We start from the raw sequence: 11,323 nt of genomic DNA, 5'->3' as shown, positions 1-11,323 counted from the left end.
GGGCCCTTCGGGCCCTGGGTGACGTCGAACTCGACCTTCTGGTTCTCGTCCAGCGAGCGGTAGCCGCTGGAAGCGATTGCCGAGTAGTGGGCGAAAACGTCGGCCGACCCGTCATCCGGGGCAATGAAGCCAAAACCCTTTTCGGCGTTGAACCATTTAACTGTGCCTGTAGCCATGCCTTTATCCTTCTGAAACGCTGCTGATCTCCGGCGGCCACGGAGGCCAACGGCTGCGGAGACATTCGTCCGCTGTCCCCAACGTACGGGGCGCGGGGCCGAGGTGCAAGAGGCTGAGTGCGGGACTTCAGCCCGGAACCGCGCCGCAAACGGGCCGGGCCGGGCTAACCGGCGTCGGCGAAGAGGGCAATCAGGTCGCGGCTCATCTGGTGCGGCGAGGTCTCGCTGGGGCTGTGGCCGCCCCGGTAAACGGCAATCTTCGCCCCGATGGCCTGGGCGAAGCGGCGGTGCAGCGCCAGCGGCCAGAGATCGTGCTCGCCGACGGCGACCAGCTTCGGCAGTGTTGCTGCCGCCAGGTCCGGCCTGAGGTCCGGGACGTGCTGCATGAGCCGGAAAATGTCCCGCACGGCCGCCCGGCGGGTGAGCCGGAAGCGGGACCGGACAAAGCGGATCCGGTTCGGTGCCACCCGGACCACGTTGCTGCGGATGCCCCAGATCATCAGCGCCGCGCCCACCCTGGCCCCCGCCCGGCCGCTGAGGCGGCCGATCCGCTGGATCCCGCGGAAACTGTTTCCCGCTTCCGGCGGGCAACTGAGCAGGGTCAGGCTGCGGAACAGCTCGGGCCGCTGCGTGAAGGCCACTTGCGCGACGATTGCGGAGAAGGAATATCCGACGACGTGCGCGGCGCCGTGCCCGGCGTCAAGCAGGGCGATCAGGTCGTCGGTGAACAGCGGGTAGTCATAGTTTGCCCGGGGCGGGTGCAGGTGCTCGGGGCCGGCGGCGGCCGACTCGTACTGGCCGGCGATATCGCAGCTGAGCACAAAGTAGCCGGCGGCGGCGAGCTCCGGGAGCATCAAAGCAAAGTCTTCCTTGGAGCCCGTGGCCCCCGGAACCAGCAGGACCGGCGGATTGCCCGGGTCGCCCATGGACAGCGTCGCCAGCGCGCCGCTGGGAGCCAGGAATTCGCCGCGGACGGCGCCCGGCGGCGGAACGGACCAATCGCCGTCGGGCAGCGCAGCGTCAAGCCGGGCGGCCTCATCAACCAGCCCTGAGCCGAAGACCCCGGGATCGGGATCAGGTGCGCCCGGAACGCTCCGGCCAGTAGACACCATGGACTAAAGATAGCCCCCGGCGCTGGCGGTCATTGGATCCCGCGGAGGGGGACCGGCGCAGTGTTCCGCTGGGTGGCAACCCAGCTCGCGAGGACTTTCAGGGCGTCTTCGGAGGGCGTCCCGGGCTCTGCCGTGTAGACGTTGATGCGCAGCCCCGGGTCGCCGGGAAGCTCGAGCGCCTCGAAGCTGAGGTCAAGGTCCCCGACCACCGGGTGGTGGAGCCGCTTCCGGCCGGTGCGGTGGTGCTTGACGTCGTGCCGGGCCCAGCGGACGCGGAATTCCTCGCTGCGGGTGGAGAGCTCCCCGATCAGGTCGGTGAGGTCCTTGTCGTAGGGGTTCTTGCCTGCCGTGGAGCGCAGGATGGCGACGATGTCGTCCGCGGCGCGCTCCCAGTCGGTAAAGAACTCCCGCGCCTTCGGGTTCAGGAAGGTGAAGCGGCCGCTGTTCGGCGGGATGACCGTCTCGGCCATCAGGTCCTGGTACAGCGCGCTGCCGAGTTCGTTGGCGGCCAGGACGTCGCCCCGGTCGTTGCGGACCCACGCCGGAGCGGCCGTGATCGCGTCGAGGACGCGCTGCACGCTGGGACGCACAGTCTGCGGGCTGCGCTTGCGCCGCGCCCTGGGCGGGGCGGCGGCCGCCCGTGCGAGGTCGAATAGGTGCGCCGTTTCGGCGTCGTCGAGATGGAGCGCGCGGGTGAGGGCTTCCAGGACACTGTCCGAGGCGCCGGAGAGGTTTCCGCGCTCCAGCCGGATGTAGTAGTCAACGCTCACGCCGGCGAGCATCGCGACTTCCTCCCGGCGCAGGCCGGTGACACGCCGGTTCCCCCCGTAGAGGGGCAGGCCGGCTTCTTCCGGCGTGATCCGGGCCCGGCGGGAGGTCAGGAACTTCCGCACGTCGTCGCTGTGTGTCATGGCCCCAACGCTACGCCGCGGGGCGCCGCCGGGGCAGGGGCAAGAGGGGTACTGACGTTCCCTCCCGCAAACTCCTGCACCCGAATACCGTGGAAGGCATGACTATGGAACTTACCCTCAACAACGGCGTCACCATGCCTGCCCTCGGCCTGGGCGTCTTCCAGAGCCCGCCGGAGGAAACCACCGCGGCCGTCGAGGCCGCGCTCGCGGCCGGCTACCGGCACATCGACACCGCCGCGGCCTACGGGAACGAACGCGAAGTCGGTGCGGGCATCCGCCGGTCCGGCCTCAAGCGTTCGGAGGTGTTTATTGAAACCAAGGTCTGGGTCAGTGACTACGGCTACGACCAGGCGCTGCACGCCTGGCAGAAAGCCGCCGGCAAACTCGGCGTGGACTACCTTGACCTGCTGATCCTGCACCAGCCCGCCCCGGACAGGTTCGAGCGGACGATCGCCGCCTACAAGGCACTGTAGACCCTCCTCGCCGACGGCCGGGTACGCGCGATCGAGGTCAGCAACTTCATGCCGCACCACCTCGAAGAGCTCCTGGCCGCGACCGACGTTGTACCCGCCGTCAACCAGGTTGAACTGCATCCCTACTTCACCCAGCCCGATGTCCAGGCTGCGGACGCCGCCAATGGCATCCTGACCCAGGCGTGGTCGCCCATCGGCGGGATCACCTTCTACCCCGGCTGGGGTGAGGACCGCAGGAACGTTATGGAAGACCCGGCGATCGCCACCATCGCCGACAGGCACAGCAAAAGCCCGGCCCAGGTCATGCTGCGCGGGCACCTGCAGCACGGCCGGTCGGCCATCCCCAAGTCCACGAACCCGGCACGCATCGCCGAGAACTTCGACGTCTTCGACTTTGAGCTAAGTGCCGCGGAGCTCGCGGAGATCGACGCGCTCGACACCGGGGTGCGGAACGGACCGGACCCGGACGTGGCCCGTGCCGAGCGGTTCGCGATGGTCATCCCGGAGGCCTGACCGGGCGGCAGGAAAACCGTGGCTCGTGCTGCCTTCGGCCGGAGCTCAGTCCGGGAGCTCCAGGACCGTCCCGGCCGCGCCGTCCACGGTGACGCGCTGGCCGGTGTGCAGCCGGGTCGTGGCGTCCGGCACGCCCACCACGGCGGGAATCCCGTATTCCCGGGCGACGACGGCGCCGTGCGAAATGACGCCGCCCATCTCCATGACCAGGGCCCCGGCTGTCAGGAACAGCGGAGTCCAGCCCGGGTCCGTTGAGGGCGCCACGAGGATCTCGCCGGGCTCCAGCCGGGCGCCCACAGGGTCAAGGATCACCCGCACCGTCCCGGTGGCCGTGCCGGCCGAAGCCGGCGTCCCGGACAGGGCGCCAGGCGCGGGGGCCGCGGCCATCGTGGCGGCCTCCACGTCCGTCCCGTCGGAAAGCAGCACCCGGGGGATCCGGCGACGGCGCAGTTCGACGTCGTACAGCTGGCGGCGCCTGGTGACGACGTCCTGCATACGGGCGCCGCGCAGGCTCACGCGCAGTTCGTCGAAGTCGAGGAAGAACACGTCGTCGGCGGCGGCCACGACGCCGGCGCGCACCAGCGAATCGCCGAGCAGCAGGAGCTGCCGGTGCATCTCGCCGAGGACCTTCACGATGTAGAACTTGGGCAGCTCGCGCAGCCCCGACAGTTCCCGGACCCGCCGCAGGGACAGCGCCAGGACCCGTGCGCGCCACCTTCCGTGGGCCGCCGCCCGGGCAACCAGGTCCCGGATCCGGTCGTCCGCATGCCCGGCGGCCCGGCGGAACTGCCGGTCCGGTGCCTGCTCCGGGTCCTCGACGCGCAGGTAGTTGGAGATCATCCCGAGGATGTGGTCGGGCTGGTCGGACCAGCGGGGCATACCGAGGTCGATCTCCGCCACGGCCCGGTGGCCATAGCGGGACAGGAAGTTCCGCACCCCGGCCTGAGCTGCGGCGGGCAGTGAACCGGCGCGGAAGGCCTCGGCCAGGGCTACGGGCTGCCGGACCAGGAACGCCTCCCGCGACGGCGCGTCGGCGCCGAGCTCCACCGCCAGCTGCCAGAGCTCCAGGTCCATCTCGGTGGTCACGTTGTGCGGGAGACCGCGCAGGACGGCTTCCAGTTCGCGGGGTTCGGCGATGCCGCGCAGCAGCCGGCGGGCGACCGCCAGCATGATGTAGCCGACCGAGGGGCCGGGAAGTGTGGCGCGGATCAGCCCGTCGATGGTCCGGCCGGTGATCTGCTCGGCGAAGTCCAGCCGTTGCAGGGCGGTTGCGGGTTCGGCCAGCACCAGCTGCGCATCGAGGTCCTTGCCGTAAGCCTGGACCCGGCGCAGTTCGGCTCCGGGCCGGAGCGCGGCACCGACCAGCGCGGGAATTAGGCCGAGGATCATCCCCGCGCCGGGCGACGATCCGCGGGCCCGGGTGCCGCCTGCCGGCCTGGCCCGCCGGCGTGGCCGCGGCCGGCGGGGTTTGGTGGCCGCGAAGCGCGGATCGGCAAGCACCGCGGGAAGGACCGCCGCGGAGCGGCCGTCCGCCAGCGGGAGGATCCGGGCCAGGTACCGGCGGCCCCACTTGTTCTGCAGCACGGCTGTCAGGTCCACATACATCCGCAGGCCCGGGTTCACGTACCGCCATGGCCCCTCGGTTCCCCGCATCAGTCCAAGCGCCGCGAGTCCGATCGGGGTAATCGGCCGGGTGAGTCCCTGCAGGAGGGTTCCGCAGAGGTAGATCCGCGGCCCGGCCGCGGGGTCGGGGTTCAGCGCCGCCGGGTCGCCGGAGAGCGGGTCTTGCAGGGGATAGAGGGTGGTGATCGGCCGGGATTGCGTCAGCCACGCGTTGCCGGCGGCGTCGAACGCCCACTCGATATCCTGAGGCGCGCCGAAGAGTTGTTGGACAGCATCGCCAAGCCTCGTCAGCGCGGTGAGGGCGGGCCCGGCCAGGCTCCATGCCTGCTGCGGACCCGGGGTGCCGGCCACCCGCCGCAGGACCTGCGCGGTCGCGGTGGCCAGCGTGAACTGGTCCGGGTTGACCGCGCCGGAGACTACGCCTTCGCCGGTCCCGGTGCTGGCGTTGATGACCGTTTCGGTACGGGTTCCGGTCAGCGGATTCGCCGTGAACATCACGCCCGCCGTGGCGGCGTCGACCATCACCTGCACGACGACGGCGAGACGCACCCCGCGGTGGCTGATCCCGTTGGCGGACCGGTAGGCCACCGCACGGTCGCTCCACAAGGAGGCCCAGCAGCGCCGGACGGCATCGATTACTGCGTCGGGCCCCCGGACGTTCAGAAAGGAGTCCTGCTGGCCGGCGAAGCTGGCGAAAGGCAGGTCCTCCGCAGTGGCCGAGGACCGGACAGCCACTGGCGCCCAGGCGCCGAGGGCCGTGTAGGCCGTCAGCACCGCGGCGCTGATCCCGGGCGGCACGTCGGAGGCCATAATCAGCTCCCGGGCACGGGCCGCCAGCCCGTCGCGGACGGCGGGTCCGCCGGGTCCGAAGGGGCCGCCGGGCCCCTCGCCGCCGGCCGCGTCATCGAGCCGGGCGGCGAGGGAGGCAAGCTCCGGCGGCGCCGCCAGGGCGTAGGCATCGGTGGTCAGGCAGAAGCCGTCGGGCACCGGAAAACCGGCGGCGGAAAGTACCCCAAGGTTCCGGGCCTTGCCGCCCACCAGCTCCAGGGAAGCGGTCGCCGCGCGGCGGAGATCCAGGACCACCCCGCCCTCTTCCGGGCCCGCGCCCGCCGGCCCGACGCCACCAGGTTCGGGACACATACAACGCGCCTATGGGGCCGCAGCGTCGCCGGTGTCCTCCCATTGGACATCCAGGTTCCGGAACACCGGCGGGGAGTCGCATAGGGCGGCCATCTGCGCCGCGAACTCGGAGGTCTCCGGCCGGCCGGAATTCTCCATCGCGGATTCGTAGGAATCGAATTCGACGATGGTGAGGTAGGTGCCCGGCCGGTCGCGGTCCGCGGTGTTCAGGATCCGGCGGAAGGACGGGGCAATGTCGCCGCCGGTCCGGGAAGGCCGGCCGAGCGCCTCGATCTCCTCGATGCGGGACGACGTGAACTCGATAATCTGCACAAACCTGGCCATAACGGCTCCTTGACGGCTGCGGGTGCTGATGCGCTTCACGCTAGACCCGCGGCCGCGGCAGTGCAAGAGTGCCGCCCCGCTCCCGGCTACGGGGCCAGCAGGACCTTGATGGCCCGCCGTTCGTCCATCGCCCGGTAGGCCTCCGGGGCCTCCTCCAGCGGCATTACGACGTCGAAGACCCGGCCCGGGTTGATGCTGCCGTTCAGGACATCGGCGAGCAGTTCCGGGATGTAGGTGCGGGCCGGGGCCATGCCGCCGCCGATTGAAATGTTGGTGTCGAAGAGGTAGCGCACCGGGATCTCGGCGCCGCCGGTGGGCACACCCACAAAGCCCATGGCACCGCCCGGGCGGACGCTGTGCAGCGCCTGCTCCATCGATTCCTTGGTGCCCACGCATTCGAGGACCGAGTCCGCCAGGACCCCGCCGAGCAGTTCGCGGACCTTGGCCACGCCCTCGTCGCCGCGCTCGGCCACGATGTCGGTGGCGCCGAATTCCTTGGCGATGGCCTGCCGGTCGGCGTGCCGGGACATCGCGATGATCCGCTCGGCGCCCAGACGCTTGGCGGCGAGGACCCCGCACAGGCCCACGGCGCCGTCGCCGACCACCACAACGGTCCGGCCGGGGCCGGCCTTCGCGGCGAGGGCGGCGTGGTGGCCGGTGGCCATCACATCGGAGAGGGTCAGCAGGCTGGCGCGCAGCGCGTCGTCGGGCTCGGTGATGCCCGGCACCTTGACGAGGGTGGCGTCGGCCAGCGGTACCCGGACCGCCTGGCCCTGGCCGCCGTCGATCGCCAGGCCGGCGTCGTCGGTGCCGCCCCAGCCGGCGAGGTGGTCGCAGGCGACGGTGACACCGTCGAGGCACTGCGGGCACTTGCCGCAGCTGACCACAAACGGGGCGATGACGAGGTCGCCCACGGCCAGGCCGGTGACGTCATCGCCGATGCTCTCCACGAGGCCGATGAACTCGTGGCCGATCGCGGACGGCTTGTGGGTGGGCTTCACGCCGCGGTAGGGCCAGAGGTCGGAGCCGCAGACGCAGGCGGCGGTGACCTTGACGACGGCGTCGGTGGGCTGCTGGACGGTGGGGTATTCGCGGTCTTCGACCCGGATATCGCCGGGACCGTGGATGATGGTGGCGCGCATGGGTTTCCTCGCCTTGTGGTGGTGAATGGGGTGGAATCGAGTCTATCCGTGCCCGCCCCGCCGTGTCCCCGGGTGGTGTCCTACACGGCCTCGAGCACGCTGACGTAGTTGGCGATGCCCACGCCGCCCATGTTCTGCACGGCGGCGCGGCGCGGTGCGGCCAGCTGCATGTCCCCGGCCGTGCCTGTCAGCTGCATTGCGGCGATGACGTGCTGCGATACGCCGGTGGCGCCCACCGGGTGGCCCTTGGCCTTCAGTCCGCCGGAAACGTTGACGGGGAGCTTCCCGTCCTTGAAGACCCAGCCTTCCTCGATGGCGCGGGCACCATGGCCCGGTTCGGTCAGGCCCATGGCCTCGTACATCAGCAGTTCGGCAATGGTGAAGCAGTCGTGCACCTCGGCGAAGTCCAGGTCCTCCAGTCCGACGCCGGCCATCCCCAGTGCGCGCTCCCAGGAGGCGCGCGTCGCGGCGAACGCCGTCGGGTCCCGGCGGTCGGCGGGGAAGAAGTCGTTGGCCTGGCCGAAGCCGGCCAAACGGACCGGGGCGGTGGCCCCGCCGGTGGGGGCGACGGAGAGCACGACGGCGGCGGCGCCGTCGGAGACGGGGGAGCAGTCGGTGCGGCGCAGCGGATCCGCGACCATCGGGTTCTTGTCCGACACCGTCCGGCAGAACTCCTCGCCGAGGTCCTTGCGGAGCTGGGCATAGGGGTTGTCAACGCCGTTGCGGTGGTTCTTCGCGGCGATCGAGCCGAGCACGTCGGACAGGTTCCCCGTCCCGGCGCCGTAGCGCTTCTCGTAGTGCTTGGCGACCTCCGCGAACAGGCCGGTGAAGCCCGTGGTGGAGGGCTTACCGGCCATGTCGTAGTCCGCGCCCAGCAAGGCCGCGCCCACGACGTCGGCCCCGGCCTGCGTCATCTTCTCCGCACCGATCACCAGGACGGTCTTCGCGGTGCCGGCCAGCAGCGACTTGGTGCCCTGTTGGAACGCGGCCGAACCGGAGGCGCAGGCGTTCTCCACCCGCGTGGAAGGCACATTCGCCACCTGCTCGGAGACCTGCAGCGCCAGCGAGGACGGGAACGCCAGCGGCATCATGCCGGAGTTGAACTGGCCCAGGTAGATTTCGTCGATTTGGCCGGGTTCGATCCCCGCGTTGGCGATCGCCTCGGTGGAGACCTGCACAATCAGGGACTCGAGGGTCTCCTCGGTGAGCTTGCCGAACCGGCTGTGGCCCCAGCCGGTGAGCAGGACGTCCTTGCCGAACTGGTCCTTGAGGCTCATGCCCGGGCGCCTTCCAGCGCGTCCGCGGTGTCTTCCAGGGAAGGATCGACGTCGAACTCCGCCTCGGTCTTTTCGCGGATCTCCTCCACGGTGACGCCGGGGGCGAGCCGGGTCAGCACGAGCCGGCGGCTGCCGTCGGCCTTATCGAGGTCAAAGACGGCCAGGTCACTGATGATGCGGTCCACGCAGCTCAGGCCGGTCAGCGGCAGGGTGCATTCCTTGACGATCTTGGCGGTGCCGTCCTTGGCGTTGTGTTCGGTGAGGACTACAACACGCGGGGTGCCGGCGACGAGGTCCATCGCGCCGCCCATGCCCTTGACCATCTTGCCGGGGATGGTCCAGTTGGCGAGGTCCCCGGCGCCGGAGACCTGCATGGCGCCCAGGATGGCGACCTTGACGTGGCCGCCGCGGATCATGCCGAAGGAGGTGGCTGAGTCGAAGATGCTGCCGCCGGGCAGGACCGTGACGGTCTGCTTGCCGGCGTTGATCAGGTCGGCATCCTCATCGCCCTCGTAAGGGAACGGGCCCATGCCGAGCAGGCCGTTCTCGCTCTGCAGCACCACCCGCACGCCTTCGCGCAGGTTGTTGGCTACGAGCGTGGGGATGCCGATGCCGAGGTTGACGTAGTCGCCGTCGTTGAGTTCTTCGGCCGCGATGGCAGCCATTTCGTTCCGGTTCCAAGCCATGGTGATTCTCCTGAAAAGTGGTGGTTGGTGGCGCCTGGCAGGGCTAGACGGCCGCTGCCTCGGCGCGGGGCCGGACGGTGCGCTGTTCGATGTCTTTGACCCGGCCGCTGGCCTGCACCAGCCGCTGGATGAACACGCCGGGGGTGACGATGTGGTTCGGGTCCAGCTGGCCGGGCTCGACGATCACCTCGGCTTCAGTGACGGTGACGGTTCCGGCGGTGGCCACCACCGGGTTGAAGTTCTGTGCGGTGTAGCGGTAAATGAGGTTGCCGTCGGTGTCGGCCGTGTGGGCGTGGACCAGGGCGACGTCCGCCTTGATGGCGCGTTCCTGGACGTACGTCTCGCCGTCGAACTCTGCGAGCGGTTTGCCTTCGGCGACGAGGGTGCCGACGCCGGTTTTGGTGTAGAACGCCGGGATGCCGGCGCCGCCGGCACGGAGCCGCTCGGCGAGGGTACCCTGCGGCGTAAACTCCACCTCCAGCTTGCCGGCGAGGTATTGCTCGGCGAAGAGCTTGTTCTCCCCGACGTAGGAGGCGATCACCTTCCGGACCTGGCCGGCCTCTATGAGCACGCCGAGGCCCTTTCCGTCCACGCCCATGTTGTTGGAGACGACGGTGAGGTCCTTGACGCCCGAATCGCGGACGGCCTCGATCAGGTCAGCGGGGATCCCGCTGAGGCCGAATCCACCGACCGCCAGGGTCATGCCGTCCCGCAGCACGTCCTGCAGCGCGGCCGCCGGGCTGGATTTCACCTTTGACATAGCCATCTCCTCATTGAGCTCCGGGTGGGCGGCGGGGTGCGCTGCCCTAATCCACTTTGTGGACTGTTCGTCTGAAGAAGGAGCCTATGGTGTGGCGTGGAGCACTGTCAACGCCGAGAAACCCGGGCAATTGGTGCATTTTTGCTGCATTTCTACAGTGTGGACGCTACGCTGGGCAGTGTCCACAATATGGATGATTAGCCGGTGTCGCCGAACTGGAAGGCCAAAATGAACTCCGCCCCCGTGCAGGGCGCCCAGGTGGTAAGCCGGGCCGCGGCGCTGTTGAGGATCGTCGGCCGGAAACCGGAGGGCGCTCCATTGGTAGAGCTGGTCCGCGAATCGGGGCTCACCCGGCCCACCGCCCACCGGCTGCTGACCTCGCTCGCCGCCGAGGGCCTGCTGGACCAGGACCAGCACAGCGGCAACTGGGTCCTTGGCCCGGAAATCCTGCTGATGGGCTCGGTGGCCTCGGCCCGGTTCCCGCTCGAGGACATTGCCCGCCCCAGCCTGCGCCGGCTGGCGGAGGAAACGGGCGAGAGCGCGTTCTTCTCCATCCGCCGCGGCGCCGAGACCGTGTGCCTCCTCCGGGAAGAAGGCAGTTTTCCGGTGCGCTCCTTCGTACTGCACGAGGGCGTGCGCTTTCCGCTGGGCGTGGCCTCCGCCGGGACCGCCATCATGGCGTTCCTGCCGCCGGAGGAGCAGGAGGAGTTGCTGGCAGGCTGGGCCGCCCACGCCGGGAGGTTTGCCGCTGCCCACAGCCCGGCACTGGTCCGGGCCAACCTGGAATCAACGCGGCAGGCGGGTTACTCGGTGAACCCGGGCCTGGTGCTGGAGGGCAGCTGGGGGATGGGTGCTGCCGTGTTTGACCAGCGCGGACGTCCGGCATGGGCCCTGTCCCTGACCGGCATTGAACCGCGGTTCCGTGCGGACCGGCGCGCGCATCTGGGCCGGCTGCTGATGGAGGAGGCGCACCGGATTTCGGTGCAATTGCAGGGCTCCTGAGCGGCGCGAACCACCCGCGTCAACGCCGGGCCTCGGCGCCTCGACACGTCGTCGTTTACGGCCGTCTCGACAAACGGGCGGCTGCGGAGCACGATGGAAAATGCAGCCGTAGCTGCACACAAAGACCTCACCCATTACCCCTGTCCGGGTGGCGTGTCTGACCCAAAAAACTACTTCCCCGCCG

The 11,323-nt window shown here is 69.8% G+C and carries 10 protein-coding genes and 1 pseudogene; 2 read left to right on the top strand and 9 right to left on the bottom strand.

Annotated elements, in window-relative coordinates:
• The 3 genes from AC1DBE_RS14270 to AC1DBE_RS14260 form a co-directional block, all read right to left on the bottom strand.
• Nucleotides 1-176: cold-shock protein (locus tag AC1DBE_RS14270; protein WP_476970938.1), on the bottom strand; the 176-nt coding region annotated here is incomplete at its 3' end.
• A gap of 164 nt (nt 177-340) precedes the next feature.
• Nucleotides 341-1,288, bottom strand: a complete 948-nt coding sequence (locus AC1DBE_RS14265; RefSeq protein WP_476970936.1) for an alpha/beta fold hydrolase — start codon at nt 1,286-1,288, stop codon at nt 341-343.
• Between the two features lie 29 nt (nt 1,289-1,317).
• Nucleotides 1,318-2,199 carry a helix-turn-helix transcriptional regulator gene (locus AC1DBE_RS14260; protein WP_476970935.1) on the bottom strand — a complete coding sequence of 294 codons (882 nt, stop codon included), beginning with the start codon at nt 2,197-2,199 and terminating at the stop codon, nt 1,318-1,320.
• Nucleotides 2,200-2,303: 104 nt separating this feature from the next.
• Between AC1DBE_RS14260 and AC1DBE_RS14255 the strand changes: the two are divergent.
• Nucleotides 2,304-3,185, top strand: a pseudogene (locus AC1DBE_RS14255) (aldo/keto reductase).
• Between the two features lie 45 nt (nt 3,186-3,230).
• Here AC1DBE_RS14255 and AC1DBE_RS14250 read toward each other — a convergent pair.
• The 6 genes from AC1DBE_RS14250 to AC1DBE_RS14225 all read right to left on the bottom strand — a co-directional run bounded on the left by AC1DBE_RS14250 (nt 3,231) and on the right by AC1DBE_RS14225 (nt 10,137).
• Complete coding sequence (locus tag AC1DBE_RS14250) at nt 3,231-5,948, bottom strand: PEP/pyruvate-binding domain-containing protein (RefSeq protein ID WP_476970934.1); 2,718 nt, start codon at nt 5,946-5,948, stop codon at nt 3,231-3,233.
• Between the two features lie 9 nt (nt 5,949-5,957).
• Entirely contained in the window at nt 5,958-6,272 is a 315-nt protein-coding gene (locus tag AC1DBE_RS14245) for a hypothetical protein (protein WP_476970933.1), read from the bottom strand.
• An 86-nt stretch (nt 6,273-6,358) separates the two neighbouring features.
• Nucleotides 6,359-7,414, bottom strand: coding sequence for a zinc-dependent alcohol dehydrogenase family protein (locus AC1DBE_RS14240; RefSeq protein ID WP_476970932.1), 1,056 nt, complete (start codon nt 7,412-7,414; stop codon nt 6,359-6,361).
• Between the two features lie 80 nt (nt 7,415-7,494).
• Entirely contained in the window at nt 7,495-8,691 is a 1,197-nt protein-coding gene (locus AC1DBE_RS14235) for an acetyl-CoA acetyltransferase (protein ID WP_476970931.1), read from the bottom strand.
• On the bottom strand, nt 8,688-9,377 hold the full coding sequence (locus tag AC1DBE_RS14230; RefSeq protein ID WP_476970930.1) for a CoA transferase subunit B: 690 nt from the start codon (nt 9,375-9,377) through the stop codon (nt 8,688-8,690). The genes AC1DBE_RS14235 and AC1DBE_RS14230 overlap by 4 nt, the downstream gene beginning before the upstream one ends.
• A gap of 43 nt (nt 9,378-9,420) precedes the next feature.
• Nucleotides 9,421-10,137 carry a CoA transferase subunit A gene (locus tag AC1DBE_RS14225; protein ID WP_476970929.1) on the bottom strand — a complete coding sequence of 239 codons (717 nt, stop codon included), beginning with the start codon at nt 10,135-10,137 and terminating at the stop codon, nt 9,421-9,423.
• A gap of 228 nt (nt 10,138-10,365) precedes the next feature.
• Here AC1DBE_RS14225 and AC1DBE_RS14220 point away from each other — a divergent pair, with 228 nt between their 5' ends.
• Complete coding sequence (locus AC1DBE_RS14220; RefSeq protein ID WP_476970928.1) at nt 10,366-11,139, top strand: IclR family transcriptional regulator; 774 nt, start codon at nt 10,366-10,368, stop codon at nt 11,137-11,139.
• The last annotated feature ends 184 nt before the right edge of the window (nt 11,140-11,323 follow it).

This window comes from Arthrobacter sp. 10T416 (assembly GCF_056394165.1).
The sequence above is the reverse complement of the archived record's forward strand: the minus strand, read 5'-3'. Positions and strand labels throughout refer to the sequence as shown.

What these genes read in the sequence shown, in the direction of transcription:
- AC1DBE_RS14245 (WP_476970933.1), bottom strand. Translation starts at nt 6,272, where the DNA reads ATGGCCAGGTTTGTGCAGATTATCGAGTTCACGTCGTCCCGCATCGAG.
- AC1DBE_RS14225 (WP_476970929.1), bottom strand. Translation starts at nt 10,137, where the DNA reads ATGTCAAAGGTGAAATCCAGCCCGGCGGCCGCGCTGCAGGACGTGCTG.
- AC1DBE_RS14230 (WP_476970930.1), bottom strand. Translation starts at nt 9,377, where the DNA reads ATGGCTTGGAACCGGAACGAAATGGCTGCCATCGCGGCCGAAGAACTC.
- AC1DBE_RS14260 (WP_476970935.1), bottom strand. Translation starts at nt 2,199, where the DNA reads ATGACACACAGCGACGACGTGCGGAAGTTCCTGACCTCCCGCCGGGCC.
- AC1DBE_RS14220 (WP_476970928.1), top strand. Translation starts at nt 10,366, where the DNA reads ATGAACTCCGCCCCCGTGCAGGGCGCCCAGGTGGTAAGCCGGGCCGCG.
- AC1DBE_RS14240 (WP_476970932.1), bottom strand. Translation starts at nt 7,414, where the DNA reads ATGCGCGCCACCATCATCCACGGTCCCGGCGATATCCGGGTCGAAGAC.
- AC1DBE_RS14235 (WP_476970931.1), bottom strand. Translation starts at nt 8,691, where the DNA reads ATGAGCCTCAAGGACCAGTTCGGCAAGGACGTCCTGCTCACCGGCTGG.
- AC1DBE_RS14250 (WP_476970934.1), bottom strand. Translation starts at nt 5,948, where the DNA reads ATGTGTCCCGAACCTGGTGGCGTCGGGCCGGCGGGCGCGGGCCCGGAA.
- AC1DBE_RS14265 (WP_476970936.1), bottom strand. Translation starts at nt 1,288, where the DNA reads ATGGTGTCTACTGGCCGGAGCGTTCCGGGCGCACCTGATCCCGATCCC.